Raw genomic sequence first — 18,147 nt, 5'->3', positions numbered from 1 at the left:
GAGAGGAATCAGAAAAAAATGAGTAAAGAAATGTTAAATGCGTTAGACGCTTTAGAAGCTGAAAAAGGGATCTCAAAAGAAATCGTGATCGATGCTTTAGAAGCAGCATTGGTTTCTGCATACAAACGTCACTATGGCCAAGCACAAAACGTCGAAGTGGAATTTGATCAGAAAAAAGGAAAGATCCATGTCTATGCGGTAAAAGAAGTAACGGAAGAAGTGATGGATTCACAGTTGGAAGTCTCATTGAAAGATGCACTTTTAATCAATCCAGCATATGAGATCGGTGATACGATCCGTTTTGAAGTAACACCAAAAGATTTTGGACGGATCGCTGCGCAAACGGCTAAACAAGTTATTTTACAGCGTGTACGTGAAGCAGAAAGAACGATTATTTATAACGAATTCAGTGCTTATGAAAAAGACATCATGCAAGGAATCGTCGAACGCCAGGATAAACGTTATATTTATGTCAATCTTGGTAAAATTGAGGCAGTTCTTTCTAAACAAGATCAAATGCCAAATGAATTTTATCAACCACATGATCGAATCAAAGTTTATGTTTCCCGAGTAGAAAATACGTCTAAAGGTCCGCAAGTATTTGTTAGCCGCAGCCATCCAGACCTATTGCGTCGCTTATTTGAACAAGAAGTACCAGAAGTCTATGATGGAATCGTTGAAATTGTCAGCATCGCCCGTGAAGCTGGCGATCGTTCAAAAGTGGCAGTTCGCTCAAATGATCCAAATATCGATGCAGTCGGTACATGTGTCGGGCCAAAGGGACAACGAGTTCAAGCAATCGTCAATGAATTAAAAGGCGAAAACATGGATATCGTCGAATGGAATGAAGATCCAGCTGTATTCATCGCAAATGCATTGAATCCTGCACAAGTCATGGATGTGATCTTCGATGAGACAAATCCAAAGGCCTGCACAGTTGTCGTTCCAGACTACCAATTATCGCTAGCAATCGGTAAACGCGGACAAAATGCACGTTTAGCTGCTAAATTGACTAACCATAAAATCGATATCAAATCAGAATCTGACATGACGGAATTTTATGAAAATCAAGAACAACAAAAAGAAACAGAAGAACTGCATGATGAAGCAATCGTTCAGTCAGATTTAACAGACGATGAATATGAAACAATTGCATTCAACAATGAAACGGTCGAAGAAAAACCAGAAGCTTAACTTTAGTAAGGAGGCAAAGAGATGAAACAAAGGAAAATTCCTTTACGCAAATCCGTGGTTTCAGGTGAAATGAAACCTAAAAAAGAGATGGTCCGAATCACCCGTTCAAAAGAAGGGGAAGTATCGATCGATCCAACTGGAAAAATGCCTGGACGAGGAGCGTATGTCTCACTTGAGCCGGAAGAAGTACAACAAGCTTGGGATAAAAAAATTCTCGATCGAGTACTCGAAACAACATTAACAGATGAGTTTTATCAAGAACTTCTTGACTATGTCACTCACCAAAAAGCACGTAAAGAGTTATTTGGAAAATGAATACAGTTAATCGGCAAAAAGCCATGAATCTCATCGGTCTAGCGATGCGCGCGGGAAAACTAATCACGGGTGAAGAACTGACCATTGCTGAAATCCGCAAACAAAAAGCAAAATTGGTGTTTGTGGCAACCGATGCAAGTGAGAATACAAGAAAAAAGATAAAAGATAAGAGTTCATATTATGAAGTTCCTTGCTTTGAGCTATTTTCTGAAGCAGAAATCACGCAGATGATCGGAAAACCTCGCAAGGTATTCGGAATAATGGATGCCGGATTTGCGAAGAAGACCAAGGAGCTAATTGAAGGTTAGGAAGGTGATTGCATGGGCAACAAAAGAATCTATGAATTAGCAAAAGAACTCAAAAAATCTAGTAAAGACGTCGTGGAAAAAGCACAACAACTTGGCATCGATGTGAAAAACCATATGGGTGCGATTACTAGCAGTGATGAGAAGAAATTGCAACAAGCGTTCAAAAACCCAAGCACGAAACAACAAGCTGCACAACAAGCAAGCAGAAAACCAGCCAATCAACAGCCGAACGATCAACGTAAAAAAGAAACAACGAACAATCAACAAAAAAATAAAAATAACCGCAGTTATCAAGATCGCGGTCAAGGGAGCGGTCAAGTGAATCAAGGAAAAAAACCAACAACAAACCAAAATAATACGGGAAATACCAGCAGCCAAAATCGTCAAGGAACGAGCCAAGGCGGCAATCAAAACCGTACTAACAATAACAACAAACCAAACAATAACAATCGCGGCAAATTTAATAATAATAACCGTAATCGTTATAATAAAAAAGGTAAAAAAGGCAAACAGCAACAATCAACTAAACCAGCTGTACCACCACGCAAATTCCGTGAATTGCCAGATGTATTAGAGTATACTGAAGGTATGAACGTAGCAGATATTGCGAAAAAAATTCATCGTGAGCCAGCAGAAATCATTAAAAAATTATTTATGCTTGGTGTCATGGTCAATCAAAACCAAGCACTGGATAAAGATACGATTGAACTGTTAGCGACGGACTATGGCATGGAACCACAAGAAAAAGTCCAAGTTGACATTGCTGATATCGATAAATTCTTCGAGGCAGAAGAAGTCGATCCAGATAAATTAGTCTCACGTCCGCCAGTAGTAACGATTATGGGACACGTAGACCACGGGAAAACAACCTTATTGGATACATTGCGCCATTCACGTGTAACAAGCGGCGAAGCCGGCGGAATCACACAGCATATCGGTGCCTACCAGATCGATATTGATGGTAAACCAATCACTTTCTTGGATACACCAGGACATGCGGCCTTTACAAGTATGCGTGCACGTGGAGCAAGTATCACAGATATCACGATCTTAGTTGTTGCTGCAGATGATGGCGTCATGCCACAAACAGTTGAAGCAATCAACCATGCCAAAGCTGCAGGCGTTCCAATCATCGTCGCTGTAAATAAAATTGATAAACCAGGTGCAAATCCTCAGCATGTTATGCAAGAATTAAGTGAGTATGAATTAATTCCTGAAGCATGGGGTGGAGAAACGATTTTTGTTGAGATCTCAGCGAAATTCGGCCAAAACATCGAAGAATTGCTGGAAATGATCCTGTTAGTCGCAGAAGTAGAAGATTTAAAAGCAGATCCAACACAACGCGCAATCGGAACAGTGATCGAAGCACGTCTTGATAAAGGTAAAGGTCCTGTGTCAACCTTACTTGTCCAAGAAGGAACACTTCACGTTGGTGACCCAATCGTTGTCGGTAATACTTACGGACGTGTCCGTGTAATGACAAACGATCTTGGCCGTCGCGATAAAGAAGCAGGACCTGCAACGCCAGTAGAAATCACTGGCTTGAATGATGTACCTCAAGCAGGTGACCGTTTCGTAGTCTTCGAAGACGAAAAGACAGCACGTGCAGCGGGTGAAGAACGCGCAAAACGTGCATTATTGGAAAACCGTGCTGCCACAAGCCGTGTGACTTTGGACAACTTATTTGAAAGCCTGAAAGAAGGCGAATTGAAAGAAGTTAACGTAATCATCAAAGCAGATGTACAAGGTTCAGCAGAAGCACTGGCTGCATCATTGAAGAAGATTGATGTGGAAGGTGTCCGTGTAAAAATCGTCCATTCAGCTGTCGGAGCAATCAATGAAAGTGATGTAACCTTAGCAGCAGCCAGCAACGCTATTATCATCGGTTTCAACGTTCGTCCTACACCGCAGGCAAAAGTGCAAGCTGATACTGAAGAAGTCGATATTCGTCTTCACCGTATCATCTATAAAGCCATCGAAGAAATCGAAACTGCGATGAAAGGGATGCTAGACCCTGAATTTGAAGAAAAAATCACCGGTCAAATGATCGTTCGTGAAACCTTCAAAGTTTCTAAAGTTGGTACGATTGCAGGTGCCTATGTAACAGAAGGATATATTCGTAGAGATAGCGGTGTCCGTGTAATCCGTGACGGAATCGTAATCTATGAAGGCCAACTTGCAAGTCTGAAACGATTCAAAGATGACGTGAAAGAAGTCAAAATGGGTTATGAATGTGGTGCGATGATTGAAAAATTCAATGACATCAAAGTAGATGACGTAATTGAAGGATTTATCATGGAAGAAGTCAAAAATGACTAAAAACTGATAAAAGGAGGCCAATCATTATGGCTAACTACCGTGATCGCCGAGTCGGTCAAGAAATCTTAAAAGAAGTCAATGATATTTTGCGCAAAAAGGTCCGTGACCCTCGTGTGGAGAACGTAACGATCACAGATGTGAAAGTTACGGGGGACTTACAGCAAGCAACGATCTATTACAGCATTTTATCTGACTTAGCATCAGATAAGAAAAAAGCACAAGATGGATTGAATAAAGCATCAGGATTGATTCGTCGAGAGTTAGGGCACAATCTAAGTATTTATAAGACACCTGAATTGTTCTTTGAACTTGATGAATCAGTTGTCTATGGGAACCATATCGATGAATTGCTTCGCGACTTGAACAAAGACTAATCAAAAAATCCCGCAAATCCTGTGAAATCAGGGGTTGCGGGATTTTTTTGTTTTCATTAAGACGTATTACCTAAGAGTTCCATGACTTTAGTCTGGTAGCGTGTCAGCTAACCAAAAAAGAGAAAAAGAAAAGTAAAAAATTCGACTTTCTTTTTTCTATAGTATATAAATTTTTGCATATAGATAAAGATCAAGATACCGATAACGGAAGCTAGATTGTAATCTATTTTAGTGACAGTCAGGTATAGCCAAGTAACTAGAAGATCAGTGGAACCTGCACCATAAAAGTTTGAGTTTGTCGGTCCGTTGACAGTTAAAAGAAAAATCACGTTGAAGTTATTGATATTTCCGATTACGCCGCTTCGATTTGGTCACGATCCAAATTTTGGATAATCCCTGTAGAAATTAGCATAGTAGCTGGGATACCAATTCACATATTGACAAAGATAACAGAGACTTTTACATAAAACGGATCAATCAGGAAAGGAATTGCTCGATCCAGCCCCAGTTTTCCAACAATGTGTTAACTGGCCTAGCGTCATTCAGCAAATTATGCATGATGAGGAGCGAAATGAACTGCGGAACAGCCATTGTGATAACGACAAGTTTTTTGGATCAATGTAAAAAACGTCAGCGAAAGGAAAAATTTCGTGGTTTTTTATACCTGTTCATTTGGCTAGATATAAAATCCAAACAAATGAACAGAAGTGCTTATTAGGTTTCAATTGGGAGTATCTGCGCTAGAATAAGAGTAATAATGAAAAGGAGTGTTATGTATGGATTATTCTAGTAAAGAATACTTTGATAAAATGACGGCTTGGTGGCGTGCTGCTAATTATCTTTCTGTTGGGCAACTTTATCTTAAAGATAACCCCTTACTGAGACGTACACTGAAACCAGAAGATGTCAAAAAACATCCAATCGGTCATTGGGGAACGATTCCTGGCCAAAATTTTATTTATGTCCATTTGAACCGAGTCATCAATAAATATGATTTGAACATGTTTTATATCGAAGGGCCAGGACACGGCGGACAAGTCATGGTATCGAATGCTTATTTAGATGGAAGTTACACAGAGATCTATCCAGAAGTAACGGAAGATGAGACAGGAATGCAAAAATTATTCAAGCGATTTTCATTTCCTGGAGGCATTGCTTCTCATGCAGCACCAGAAACACCAGGTTCTATCCATGAAGGCGGAGAGCTTGGATACTCTCTTTCACATGCAGTCGGAGCTGTATTAGACAATCCTGAAGTAATCTCTGCTGTCGTGATTGGTGATGGTGAAGCAGAAACCGGTCCTTTAGCTGGAAGCTGGTTCTCAAATGTCTTTATCAATCCAGTGATAGATGGAGCTGTTTTACCGATCCTTCATTTAAATGGTGCAAAAATAGCCAACCCAACGATCTTGGCACGTAAATCAGATGGAGAATTAGCAAATTACTTTAACGGACTTGGCTGGGAGCCTTTCTTTATTGAAGGAAATGATCCAGAAAAATTAAATCCTGTTATGGCTGAAAAAATGGATCAAGCAATCGAGAAAATCAAATCCATCCAAAAAGAAGCTCGCCTGAAGACAGCAACAGATGTCGTGATGCCAAAATGGCCAGTATTGATCGTACGCACACCAAAAGGATGGACCGGTCCAAAAGAATGGGACGGGGAACCAATTGAAGGAACCTTCCGAGCACACCAAGTACCGATTCCTGTAGATCAAGAACATATGGATCATGTAGATGCTTTACTCCGTTGGCTGAAATCCTATGAACCAGAAAAATTATTTGATGCACAAGGACGTATTTTAGAAGAAATCAGAGAAATTGCGCCTACTGGTGACCAAAGAATGGCAAAAAATCCTATCACCAATGGTGGAATCGATCCAAGACCGCTTATTATGCCAGATTGGAAAAAATATACTTTGCAATTTGAAAAACCAGGCTCCGTTAAAGCAGAAGATATGACCGAACTTGGTAAATTCGTTCGCGAGATCATTGAGAAAAATCCAGAAAATTTCCGTATATTTGGACCAGATGAAACAAAATCAAACCGATTGAATCAAGTTTTCAAAACGACAAATCGCCAATGGATGGAAAAAATCGAACCAGAAAATGATGAATGGCTTTCGCCATCTGGTCGCGTCATCGACAGTCAATTATCGGAACACCAAGATGAAGGGTTCTTAGAAGGGTACGTTCTGACTGGACGGCATGGTTTTTTTGCAAGTTACGAATCATTCTTGCGAGTGGTTGACTCTATGTTGACTCAGCACTTCAAATGGATACGGAAATCACATGACCTTTCTTGGCGAAAAGATTATCCTTCGCTGAATCTCATTGCAAGCTCAACAGTCTTCCAGCAAGATCACAATGGATATAGCCACCAAGATCCAGGAATATTGACACATTTGGCAGAAAAGAAGGCGGAGTTCATCCGTGAATATCTGCCTGCGGATGCAAATACATTGCTCGCAGTCATGGATAAAGCATTCCGCTCGTCAGAAAAAATCAATTTGATCATCTCTTCCAAACATCCGCGTGCTCAATTTTACTCAGCAGAAGAAGCAGCCGTCTTAGTGAATGAAGGCTTGAAAATCATTGATTGGGCTTCGACAGCAAAAGAGGAGGAACCTGAATTGGTCATTGCTGCTGCAGGAACGGAATCTAACTTAGAAGCATTAGCAGCTGTAACTTTGCTGCTGGAAGAATTCCCAAAACTAAAAATTCGGTTCATCAATGTCGTAGATTTATTGAAATTACGTCATCCAAGTCAAGATCCGCGTGGGTTGAGCGATGAAGAATTTGATCAATATTTTACAAAAGACAAACCGATCTTATTTGCTTTCCACGGTTATGAAACATTGGTCCGCACGATTTTCTTTGATCGTCATAACCATCATTTAATGATTCATGGCTACAAAGAAAATGGAGATATCACGACACCATTTGACATGCGTGTAGTAAATGAACTTGATCGTTATCATTTGGCAAAAGACGCAGCTTTAAAAATCAAAGGAAGTCAAGCAGAAGATTTTGCGGAAAAAATGGATCAGAAATTACAAGAACATCAAAACTATATTCGTGAAAATGGTATTGATCTGCCAGAAGTATTGGATTGGAAATGGAAAAATCTTGACCAATAAAATGATAAAATCGATCCCGCAAAACAGAATTTTTTACATTGATTAAGAAACTGAAAAAATAAATAAAAAAAAACGGAAAAAAGACTGGAAGAATGGACAGTCTTTTTTTTCGTTTTTGGGAAGTGAAAACCAAACTATTTACCTGTAAGCCACCCATAAATCCAATCAAATGGTGCAAAGAAAAAATCTTCCATTCTATTCCCTCCTTTAAAAAAAACATAACATGATTTCTATTTACGTGAGCATGAATTTTGTTACGTTTTTATTGCCGAAAAATAAAAACCGTTCATTATGATGTCAAATTCGTCAGTAATTGATGCAATGTGTTATAATAATTCAGTTAAATCAAAAATGAAATGGAGAAAAGACATGGACGGGTTATTAACTTTATGGAAAGAACGCGGAATGACAAGTCATGATTGCGTATTCAAATTAAGAAAAATCTTACATACGAAAAAAATCGGACATGGGGGTACGCTTGACCCAGACGTAGACGGTGTGTTGCCCATTTGTATTGGAAAAGCCACAAAAGTTATCGAATATTTGACAGATTCTGGGAAAATCTATGTAGGCGAGATAACTCTAGGTTTCAGTACAACGACGGAAGATCGATCCGGAGAACGGGTAGAAACAAAACCAGTAGATATGTCTTTATCTGAAGAAAAAATAGATGAAGTGATGGCTTCATTTATTGGTGAGATCACCCAGATACCACCAATGTACTCAGCGATAAAAGTCAACGGTAAGCGGTTATATGAATATGCCCGCAATAATGAAACAGTGGAGCGTCCTGTTAGAAAGGCTCAGATTTACCGTTTTATCCGGACAAGTGAATTGACAAGAGACGAAGTGACAGGAACCATTTCTTGGCGCTTCGAAGTAGAATGCGGGAAAGGAACCTATGTCCGCACATTAGCTGTAGATACAGGCAAGAAACTTGGTTACCCTGCGCACATGTCTGATCTGACCCGAACAGCAAGTGCCGGTATGTCCCAGAAAGATGCTCTGACATTAGAAGAAGTAGCTCAAGCTGTGAAAAATGGGACAATCGATGATTGTTTGCTGCCAATAGAAAAAGGAGTGAAACGATTCAAACGAGTAGATATTACTGATGAAGTATGGCAGAAAGTAAAAAACGGTATGAGACTTAATTATACTGTATTTGCGCTCCCAGAAATGCCGTCAGAAGAAATTGCTTTGTTTTATAAAGGCAAAGTTGTCAGTATCTATCAGCCAAACCCGAAAGAAAAAAACAAATTAAAACCTAGTAAAGTATTGAGAAATGAGGAATAACGAATGAATATCATCAAGATCAGACATCCTTACCAATCAGAACAAATTCCAGAAGACGATGTCGTTTTAGTACTGGGATTTTTTGACGGCGTGCATATTGGACACCAGAAAGTCATAAAGACAGGTATGGAAATTGCACAAAAAGAAGGATTGAAATTAGCATTGATGACTTTCAATCAGCATCCATCGATTGTCTTTAAAAAGATCGATCCTAGCAGCGTGAAATATTTGACTAGCCTTAAGCAAAAAGAAGAAAAAATGGCCGCTTTGGGTATAGATTATTTATATGAAGTTGATTTTACTTCTTCTTTTGCTCATTTAGCACCGCAGGAATTTGTTGATCAATACATCGTAGGGTTACATGCAAAATATGCTGTTTCCGGTTTTGATTATACGTATGGACCAAAAGACATTGCAGATGTCGCTCATTTTCCTGAATATGCCAAAGGAAGATTCAAAATCGTCACAGTTTCTAAAGAAGAAGAACAAGGTGAAAAAATCAGCTCTACCCGTATTCGAGGATTACTAGACAGCGGACAAGTAAAAGAAGCAGCAAAACTATTAGGTTGCACATATGAGGTAGAAGGGGTAGTTGTCCATGGCGATGCACGAGGCAGACTACTAGGATTCCCTACAGCAAATGTCAAAGTAAAGAGCACAGTTCATTTGCCTAAAGAAGGTGTTTATGTATCGGAAATAAAAATTGGGGAAATTTGGTATCCAGCCATGGGTTCAATTGGACATAATGATACATTCGGTGAAGGACGGGAGCTGACTGTAGAATTGTATATTTTGGACTTTAATCAAGATATCTATGGTGAACATGTCGCAGTACGCTGGAATCAATTTTTAAGAGATCAAGTGAAATTTTCTAGTGTAGAGGAATTGATTGAACAACTCAAAGAGGATGAACAAGCAACAGCTGAATATTTTTCTCAGCAATAAAACATTATGCATAAAATCTCTTGTTTATGTATAACTAGCAATTTCAATAAAATGGGTGATAAATAAGCCCAGGAAAGGGGCTGTGACAAAAGTCTTGTCACAGCCTTTTTTTCCAAATAAATGGTTTTTCAGAAGTAGCTTCTTCGGAAATAAGCCGAAATTTCACAAAAATTTGAGAAGTAATTTTTGTAAATTACTTCTTATTTCTTGAAGCTGGCCACTTCTGTCACAACCTCTTTCTTTATAGAAATAAAAGGACACTAGCAATTCATGAAAACGATTGCTAAAGCGTATCATTTGCTTTAGACTATATATCTTGGTGTACACTCACTTTAAGACGGAAATAAAAGTTATCCGTAATAACAGGTTTAGGTATGAAAAAGGAGTGGGTACTATGTATAAGGAATTAGAAAACAAAGTCGCAGTAGTAACTGGTGGCTCAAAGGGGATTGGAACAGCGATTGCTCAACGATTCGGGAAAGAAAAAATGAATGTAGTTGTCAACTATAACTCGGATAAAGAAGGAGCAGAAAAAGCAGTCAAAGCAATCGAAGAGGCAGGCGGAAAAGCAGTCTCTGTACAAGCAGATGTCAGTTCTGAAGAAGGAATACAGCGTTTACTTGATACGGCTTTAGAAAATTTTGGGACACTGGACGTTTGGATTAATAATGCTGGGATGGAAAATCAGCATCCAACCCATGAACTTAGCCTTGAAGATTGGGAAAGAGTATTAAAAGTCAATTTGACTGGCGTTTTTATCGGAACGAAAGCGGCTTTAAATTACTTTACAGAGAATGATAAAAAAGGAAATATCATCAATATGTCTTCTGTTCATGAACAAATCCCATGGCCAACGTTTGCTCATTACGCTGCTTCAAAAGGCGGAGTAAAACTATTCACCGAAACGGTAGCAATGGAGTACGCACCAAAGGGAATCAGAATCAATAGTATAGGACCTGGTGCTATCCGTACACCTATTAATGCGGCAAAATTTGATGATCCTGAACAAAAAGAACTCTTGGAAAGTATGATCCCACTAGGACGCGTAGGTGAACCAAAAGAAATAGCGGCGACAGCTGCATGGTTGGCTTCAGACGAATCCAGTTATGTTACAGGTATTACACTATTTGCAGATGGTGGGATGACTTTATATCCTTCTTTCCAAGGTGGAAAAGGATAAGGGTGAATAAAAATGGGTTTATTGATTGCATTGATCCCGGCAGTTGGGTGGGGGATCCAGCCACTGATTTTGAAAAAGATTGGTGGCAGACCAACAAATGAGATATTAGGAACTGGTATTGGAGCCGTGCTCGTTGGCTTACTTGTTCAATTATTCGCTTCTCCAGCTGGTATTTCAGTGACTACATTTTTGATTAGTTTACTTTCTGGTGCATTCTGGGTCATCGGACAAACAGGACAGTATACATCTTTCAACTTGATTGGTGTTTCTAAAACGATGCCAATTTCGACTGCATTACAGTTAGTCGGAACCTCATTGATTGGTGTCTTCGCTTTTGGAGAATGGTCTGGAAGTATGGGAAAAATCATTGGTGCAGCAGCAATCATTCTTCTTGTATTTGGTTCTGCTTTAACGGCAATCAGTGATGATCCTGGAAAAAAAGGCGGTATCACAAAAGGAATCAGTCTATTAGCATCAACAAGTATTGGTTATTGGGTTTACAGTGCATTGCCCAAACTAGTTGATGCAAGCGGACTTTCCCTTTTCTTTCCGCAAATGATCGGTGTCTTTTTAGGGGCAGTGATTTATGTGATTTTCCGAAAACCAACCGCATTTTCTGAAGACAAGAGTTGGAAAGCAACAATAGTTGGAGCCATCTTCAGTGTGTCAGCATTGGCTTATATTTTTTCAGCAAATGAAAATGGGGTTGCTACTGCATATATCATTACACAGCTAAACGTAGTTATCTCTACATTAGGCGGTATGTACATCCTGCATGAAAATAAGACACCAAAAGAAAAAAAATTAACGATTATCGGATTATTGCTGATCGTAGTAGGAAGCATGGTCACGGTCTTTATTTGAGGATAAAGATGGTAAAATCTCATTTATTAAAAAAATATTTGTTTGAACCAAACAGTAAGTACTTATAAAAAAATAGCGCTAGAATTTCCAACATCTCTGGAATTTCTAGCGCTTTTTAATTGTTTAAGATACAAGTGAAATATCTGTCTGCATCAATAATTTTTCATTGATCCATTGACTAAAATTTACGACATGATTGAAGTTACCACCGATTAGTATCTCCGCATGATTGTCTTTATAAAGATCGTATTGTAAAAGACGGTCTTTTTTATTTGCGTAAACATCGTTATGGTACTGGACTAATTGTTCTCGGATTTGATTGATTGCTGTAAAATCACGATACTGAAGGTTGAAACGCATCGTGATTGGTGCATTTAGCATGAATCGCTGCATTTCTTTTGCTGCTTCCTCTGCTTGATCTCCGTATAGGAACTCAAAAAGATTACGTTCAGAAAATTTCCATTGCCCGCCAACCTTTGTTCCTTTTAGTTTTCCTTCATGAAGATAATTTCTGATAGAACGTGTAGTAACACCTAATTGTTCGGCTAATTCATTTACTGAGTAAAAATCTTTCAATGTTCACCCTCCTATGTGAATGGTTCTACTGACTTAGTTGATATTTGCTTAATCACGAAATGTAGAAAGAACGATTTTAATTAAGGTCATTGTAAAAATCAAGTCAGAAAATTCTAACTTTTCTTTCTCTAAAGAAATTCGTTCTCTCCTAAAGTGATATTATATTTAAATATACCTGAAAATAATGGGCAGTATTATGAAAGATCACTGATATTTTCTCGTATTTTTTCCTTATTCAAAAGTTTTGCAGGAAAATTGCTGAAAAAATAATTTTACTAAGTGGAAAATTCAAAGCCATTCAATCAGTGATTTTTTTCAGCACAAGAAAGACTCCTTATAAAAATAGCAGATACTTTGTCAATTAAGTGTTTAACCAGGGATGATAAAAAGGATAGGATTGAACAAAACCTGTATAAGCTGATGAATAGTTTCCTCGCCAGTAAAAGGTTTATTCGTATAAAGCTTTATCGCCAAAATTTATCATGACCTTTTTTATCTTCAATATTAAATGAAATCAATTGTTCAATCAATTCCCAGTTGATTACACTTTTCCAAGGAACTTTGATGACGTTATCCGTATATACGTAGCCTGCTTCTTGGATATTTTTTTCAAGGGCACGAATCGCTGCTTTTTCCGGTGCGATAGAAAAATGATTTTTAGCAAAACTAAATGCAATAATAAAGGTACCATGGTCAGTAAACATAGGTTGGTTCCATTTTACAGTTGTGTCTAGCTGGGGATACGTTTCTGTTATCTTAGCAAAAAGGTCTTTGATCTTTTGTTGATGTTCTTTTTCTTTGATCTGATTGATGATCGGCTGAAATTTTTCCATTCTAAAACGCCTCCATTAAGTGGTTTGATTTATTTTACCAGAAAAACAATAGTTATGTATAAAAAACGAACAAAACACAAGTAATGTTGTAACCGCTATATTTATATGATAAGATGTCTCAAATAATAAAATAGAAAAGAGACATAAAAATGATTGACTTGGCAAAGAAATTCTTACACGAAAATATATATTTTGAGTTGTATCATCATCGAGCCATTTATACAAATGAAGATGCTTTGGTAATAAAGAAAGAACAAGGATTTACAGGTACAGAGACCAAAAGCTTATTCTTAAAAGATAAAAAAGATAATAACTACGTATATCTGACTTTTACTACGAAACAAACGGATTTCAAAGCATTAGGGAAGATCGTCGGTAAAAGGCTTTCTATTGTTTCATCAGAACGCATGGAAGAACAAACGGGACAAAAGCAGGGCGCTGTTTCTCCGTTTGGTTATGAAAAACAGATTCCGATTATTATTGATGAAGAGCTCTTATCAAATGAAAAACTTGTTTTTGCACCAGGTAGACCAGATCAAACGATGGTCATCCAAACGGTTGACTTAAACAAAATCATCCAGCTACTTGAGATGCCGATATTTTTGATGCCGGCAAACGAAAAAAACAATTAACCAAGTAAAATAGTGCATACTTGGAGGTGAAGCAACATGATAAGTTATCCATTATTAGAAAGAAATGCAACGATTGGGGTTACTGCACCATCCTCAGGCGTATCAGAGGAACACCATTCGTTACTCGAATCAGCTTTAAAGAGAATGGAAGAAAAATCTTTCCAAGTAGTTACTGGAAAGACGCTTTGGACGCAAGATAAGGAAAAATCAGGTCCAGCAAGAAAACGAGCAGATGAATTCAATCAAATGATGCAAGATGAAAATATCCAAATGATCTTTCCGCCTTGGGGAGGAGAATTATTGATTGAGATTCTCGATTTTGTCGATTTTGATGCTCTACAACCAAAATGGATAGTAGGTTATTCAGATATTAGTACGTTGCTACTTGCTGTCACATTAAAAACAGGGATAGCCACTGCACATGGAACCAACCTTATTGATTTAAGAGGAGAGTACTTGGATGAAACGACAGCAATGTGGGAAAGTGTACTGAAAACAAGAGAAGGAGAATCGATTCTACAGCAACCTTCTGAAAAGTATCAAAAAGAGTGGCCCCATGAGCATTCATCATCTTCTGTTTTCCATCTCACTGAACCAACAAATTGGCAATCAGTCAGCGGAGATGCAGTAAGGATGAAGGGACGATTATTAGGTGGCTGTATTGATACGATCAGTCATTTAATCGGTACCCCTTATGGAGATGTCCAATCTTTTAAAAGAAAGTATAATGATGGAAAGCCGATCTTGTGGTTTCTAGAAAATTGTGAGCTATCGTCAGTTGATTTAAGAAGATCACTTGTTCAGATGAAACTGGCAGGATGGTTTGATGGCAGCTCGGGGATCATGTTCGGTAGAAGTGCAGCAGAGGATTTGTTAGATTATAAAATGAAGGATGTATATGAAGATCTGTCAAAGGAATTAAAACTACCGATCTTGTATGATATTGATTGTGGTCATGTACCGCCACAACTGACATTGATCAATGGTGCCTATGCAGAAGTAGCGGTAGAAGATAGAAAAGCGACTGTTTTGCAAACGTTTATTTAAAAAATTTTTTCCTGCCTTGGAGTTTATCAAAGACCAACAAATCTAAATAGAAAAGAAAATGAAAGAAGCTGACAGTATTTTGCCAGCTTCTTTTTGTATGATCTATTAGAAATTTTAATTATCCATAACTATCACATTGATCAGCTGTTTCACATCATTTGGATTACCTGTAGGAATAGCTACTACAGATGCATTATCAATAATTTCTTGAGTTGTTTCTCTAATGAACGCTGGATAAGATGTTTGATCTGCAGGCATTTGCCAATGTGAAGGAACTGGATAACTAGTGATTGTCCCGTCATGGTTACTTGAATACACTAAAACTCCCTGGTAACTGTATTTCCCAGTGAGCATAACCACATCTTTCGGATAGACTGCACTCCCTGCATCATAAGGGGCGATAGGTGTTCCTGCAGGATAATGAATAACATGTAGTTCGAAATCACCCGATGTATCTCTAAAAGTATTACCTCTAATTGCTAGCCAAACACGTGCGTACTCAATTTGTAGATCAGAATATCCTGCTAACGGATCTATTGACTGAGAAGACTGTGAGGAAGTTGTGTCTATTGTTGAAGAAGAAATATTTGTCTCAACTGTACTACTAGATGTAGAAGAAGTATTGGGCTCTGAGACTTTACTGCTTGTTGAAGATGTATTCGTTTCAGTAGAAGCTGATTTCTGAGTACTTGATTTTTCAGCTGAACTGGTTTGTTTGATTGAACTTTTGTCTGTGGTCGCAGATGGATCACTATTTTCTTTACTAGGAGACGTACATCCTACAAGGAATAAAGAGACCAACAATAAAATAAAACCTAACTTTTTCATATAAAATACCTCATTATTTTTTTAATACCAGTATAGCATAATCCTGAATTTTTGAATCCGTAAAACCTTGTCTATGAATATAAATAGAGTGTATCTTCTTTGATAAATGTCAGAAAAAGTGTGACAAATAACCATCAGTAAAATTACTTGTCATACTATTGATAAGGAGTATTTAATTGAAGAGAATGATTAGGAGAAAGGATCTCCGTACTTTTTATAGTAATCATAGAATCCAAGTTTGTATAGACGAATCTTTTTTTCTCTTATTTCTTCTGTTTCAAAATGGACTGCTTGAAGAATCAAGTCTGTGAATTCTATAGGAGCTGTTCCATTCGCAGTAATCAAATTACGATCTTTCACAGCTTGTTGTTCTATAAAATCTTCTTTATTCTGATAATTTTCCGATTCTAACCAAGGAAATTGCGCATTTCCGGTGTGTTTGTAACCTTGCAATAATCCGCTCTGAGCTAAATAATCAACTGCCCCACAAATAGCAGCTACTGGTACGTCTGTTTTTAACAATTTATCGATTATTTGATATAAATGATGATTTTTTATGTCCCATGAATTGCCACCGATCATAATAAAAAGGTCAACTTTTTCAGGTATTTGTTCGATTAAGTAATCGATTTTTGTTTTTAATCCTCCAATGGAAGTGACCTCTGATTGGATAGAAGCAGTTTTGTTTTGCCATCCCTCTTTTTGGTTTAGTGTGCTAGTAATATAAGCACCTTCCCAATCGGCATATTCCTCTAATAGAAACGTAATCGCAGTTTTCATTTTCAAGCTCTCCTTTACTATCTATGACAAGGACAACAGTTTTAACATACAGACATTCATTAAATTTGGATAGCGACAGCGAAAACAACAATTCTTAAGTTTTAGACAGAGTATACAGACAGTCAACTTAATTAAATACGAACTAAATAAAAATGACAGGTAATCATTTTTGTTTACCAGCATTATAACATTTTGCATACATGGATGACAAAAGAACCAATTCCCACTTGCTTGAGTACAATCTTAAAAGAAACTGGAAGGCAAAAAGTAATTATAGAAACGAAAAATAAATCATATCGGGCACTCAGACATGAAAACAACCCTAGAAATATATAACTAGTCCAATGAAAAAACAGCGAATGCCGTAGAAAACAAGGATTCTGCGTACATTCATATCTCATTTTGCGAGCATATCTGCTATTACTGTGACTAAATGTTAATATGGTTAAAATGACCGTTATATTTTTTATATAAATATCGTATAATTAGTATGAATATAGAAGAAGGAAAGAAGCTGCAATCTTGGAACCTAAAGACAAGTATTTAGATTACGCTAGGGTCAATAAAGATAAATTTATTGAAACAATCATCAAGGGAAAAATCCCTGATGATGAAAAAGATGCGGTATTCATGGCTGGAAGCCCAGGAGCAGGTAAAACAGAGGTTGCACTAGGTTTAGCTGAAAATTATGACAACCATGTTGTGATTGATGCGGACTATTTTAGAGCACAATTTCCAGAATACAATGGAAAGAACTCAAGTGTTTTTCAGAAAGCTTCTTCTTGGTTAGTTGAACAATCATTAAAATATGTACTGGAACATGGCTATTCTTTCATACTAAAGGATACTTTTGCTATCCTTAGTGCAGAGAAAAATATTATTCGAGCCCTTAAAAATAACTTTCGCGTTACGATTTTCTATGTTTACCAAGATCCCAAAGTTGCCTGGGATTTCACTCGAAAACGTGAACTAGCTGAAGGACGTCATGTGCCAAAAGAAATGTTTATCAATGCGTTTTTTAAGTCCAGAGAGAATATTGAAAAAGTCAAAAATAGACATCCTGAAGTAGTCCTTCACATAATGATTAAGGATTATCAAAACGACATTTCTGAAGTGCATTATGCAGCAGATAATATTCAATTAGTACTACCAATACAATATACTTCAAAAGAGTTGGAGGAGGAATTACATGACTGAGAAAGAACAAGTACAACAAATCGTGAAGAAGTATAATAAAAGTATCGCTGATTTATCAGAAAACGCCTCAGCGAAAGAATTTAAAACAGTAATGAAGTACGTAGCAGATGAAGCAAATCGTAAGCAGCGAAAACTAGTTGGGTTGGATAAATAAATTTTTTAAACCATATCCTTGTAAAGTTGAGTTTTTTATTTTAATGAATTAAGACTATTAAATAGATAATTATTGTAACTTAAAAAACACAGCTAAAAATTAGTTGTGTTTTTTATTAGGTTTACTTTTCTGGTATAAAAGGAACTAGCTACTTTTTCAAAATTTCTA

At 37.5% G+C, this 18,147-nt stretch carries 18 protein-coding genes and 1 pseudogene; 14 read left to right on the top strand and 5 right to left on the bottom strand.

Features of this window, described 5'->3' with window-relative positions:
• Window positions 1-18: 18 nt before the first annotated feature.
• The 5 genes from nusA to rbfA are packed head-to-tail and all read left to right on the top strand — an operon-like array spanning window position 19 to window position 4,510.
• Complete coding sequence (gene nusA, locus OS138_RS04735) at window positions 19-1,194, top strand: transcription termination factor NusA (protein WP_002288500.1); 1,176 nt, start codon at window positions 19-21, stop codon at window positions 1,192-1,194.
• Between the two features lie 21 nt (window positions 1,195-1,215).
• Window positions 1,216-1,509, top strand: a complete 294-nt coding sequence (rnpM, locus tag OS138_RS04730) for an RNase P modulator RnpM (RefSeq protein ID WP_002288501.1) — start codon at window positions 1,216-1,218, stop codon at window positions 1,507-1,509.
• Window positions 1,506-1,817 (top strand): YlxQ-related RNA-binding protein, encoded by a 312-nt coding sequence (locus OS138_RS04725; protein WP_002288509.1) that lies wholly within the window; start codon window positions 1,506-1,508, stop codon window positions 1,815-1,817. Before rnpM ends, OS138_RS04725 begins: the two co-directional genes overlap by 4 nt.
• Window positions 1,818-1,829: 12 nt before the next feature.
• The gene (gene infB / locus OS138_RS04720) at window positions 1,830-4,136 is read left to right on the top strand and encodes a translation initiation factor IF-2 (RefSeq protein WP_002294141.1); all 2,307 of its coding nucleotides are present in this window, start codon (window positions 1,830-1,832) and stop codon (window positions 4,134-4,136) included.
• A gap of 26 nt (window positions 4,137-4,162) precedes the next feature.
• Window positions 4,163-4,510 (top strand): 30S ribosome-binding factor RbfA, encoded by a 348-nt coding sequence (rbfA, locus tag OS138_RS04715; RefSeq protein ID WP_002294142.1) that lies wholly within the window; start codon window positions 4,163-4,165, stop codon window positions 4,508-4,510.
• 107 nt (window positions 4,511-4,617) lie between these two features.
• Here rbfA and OS138_RS04710 read toward each other — a convergent pair.
• Window positions 4,618-5,122, bottom strand: a pseudogene (locus tag OS138_RS04710) (hypothetical protein); the annotation flags it as partial.
• Between the two features lie 164 nt (window positions 5,123-5,286).
• On the opposite strand from OS138_RS04710, the gene OS138_RS04705 reads away from it, so the two are divergent.
• From OS138_RS04705 to OS138_RS04685, 5 genes are all read left to right on the top strand, one after another.
• Window positions 5,287-7,650, top strand: coding sequence for a phosphoketolase family protein (locus tag OS138_RS04705; protein WP_325069758.1), 2,364 nt, complete (start codon window positions 5,287-5,289; stop codon window positions 7,648-7,650).
• Between the two features lie 369 nt (window positions 7,651-8,019).
• Window positions 8,020-8,943, top strand: coding sequence for a tRNA pseudouridine(55) synthase TruB (gene truB / locus OS138_RS04700; RefSeq protein WP_325069757.1), 924 nt, complete (start codon window positions 8,020-8,022; stop codon window positions 8,941-8,943).
• 3 nt (window positions 8,944-8,946) lie between these two features.
• On the top strand, window positions 8,947-9,888 hold the full coding sequence (gene ribF / locus OS138_RS04695) for a riboflavin biosynthesis protein RibF (RefSeq protein WP_002294472.1): 942 nt from the start codon (window positions 8,947-8,949) through the stop codon (window positions 9,886-9,888).
• Window positions 9,889-10,282: 394 nt separating this feature from the next.
• Entirely contained in the window at window positions 10,283-11,068 is a 786-nt protein-coding gene (locus tag OS138_RS04690; RefSeq protein ID WP_002294471.1) for an SDR family oxidoreductase, read from the top strand.
• 12 nt (window positions 11,069-11,080) lie between these two features.
• Window positions 11,081-11,932 (top strand): GRP family sugar transporter, encoded by an 852-nt coding sequence (locus OS138_RS04685; RefSeq protein WP_325069756.1) that lies wholly within the window; start codon window positions 11,081-11,083, stop codon window positions 11,930-11,932.
• Window positions 11,933-12,055: 123 nt separating this feature from the next.
• On the opposite strand, the gene OS138_RS04680 is transcribed toward OS138_RS04685, so the two are convergent.
• Both OS138_RS04680 and OS138_RS04675 read right to left on the bottom strand, forming a co-directional pair.
• Complete coding sequence (locus OS138_RS04680; protein ID WP_002294470.1) at window positions 12,056-12,508, bottom strand: helix-turn-helix domain-containing protein; 453 nt, start codon at window positions 12,506-12,508, stop codon at window positions 12,056-12,058.
• Between the two features lie 464 nt (window positions 12,509-12,972).
• Window positions 12,973-13,341, bottom strand: a complete 369-nt coding sequence (locus tag OS138_RS04675) for an iron chaperone (RefSeq protein ID WP_002294467.1) — start codon at window positions 13,339-13,341, stop codon at window positions 12,973-12,975.
• A 149-nt stretch (window positions 13,342-13,490) separates the two neighbouring features.
• Between OS138_RS04675 and OS138_RS04670 the strand changes: the two genes are divergently transcribed.
• Window positions 13,491-13,973 (top strand): YbaK/EbsC family protein, encoded by a 483-nt coding sequence (locus OS138_RS04670; RefSeq protein WP_002294466.1) that lies wholly within the window; start codon window positions 13,491-13,493, stop codon window positions 13,971-13,973.
• Window positions 13,974-14,009: 36 nt separating this feature from the next.
• Complete coding sequence (locus OS138_RS04665) at window positions 14,010-15,020, top strand: S66 family peptidase (protein ID WP_002294465.1); 1,011 nt, start codon at window positions 14,010-14,012, stop codon at window positions 15,018-15,020.
• A 114-nt stretch (window positions 15,021-15,134) separates the two neighbouring features.
• Here the strand turns inward: OS138_RS04665 and OS138_RS04660 are convergent, their stop codons facing one another.
• Window positions 15,135-15,848, bottom strand: coding sequence for a hypothetical protein (locus OS138_RS04660; RefSeq protein WP_002325767.1), 714 nt, complete (start codon window positions 15,846-15,848; stop codon window positions 15,135-15,137).
• Between the two features lie 189 nt (window positions 15,849-16,037).
• The gene (locus OS138_RS04655; RefSeq protein WP_002294462.1) at window positions 16,038-16,628 is read right to left on the bottom strand and encodes a type 1 glutamine amidotransferase family protein; all 591 of its coding nucleotides are present in this window, start codon (window positions 16,626-16,628) and stop codon (window positions 16,038-16,040) included.
• 522 nt (window positions 16,629-17,150) lie between these two features.
• Between OS138_RS04655 and OS138_RS04650 the strand changes: the two genes are divergently transcribed.
• Together OS138_RS04650 and OS138_RS04645 are read left to right on the top strand one after the other, a co-directional pair.
• Window positions 17,151-17,825 (top strand): zeta toxin family protein, encoded by a 675-nt coding sequence (locus OS138_RS04650; RefSeq protein ID WP_002294461.1) that lies wholly within the window; start codon window positions 17,151-17,153, stop codon window positions 17,823-17,825.
• Complete coding sequence (locus tag OS138_RS04645; RefSeq protein WP_002294460.1) at window positions 17,818-17,979, top strand: hypothetical protein; 162 nt, start codon at window positions 17,818-17,820, stop codon at window positions 17,977-17,979. The genes OS138_RS04650 and OS138_RS04645 overlap by 8 nt, the downstream gene beginning before the upstream one ends.
• Window positions 17,980-18,147: the final 168 nt, after the last annotated feature.

The sequence above is a fragment of the Enterococcus sp. E5-37 genome (assembly GCF_035726925.1).
In the GTDB taxonomy this organism is placed as follows: Bacteria; Bacillota; Bacilli; order Lactobacillales; family Enterococcaceae; genus Enterococcus_B; species Enterococcus_B faecium.
This window is presented reverse-complemented; position numbering and strand designations above follow the sequence as displayed.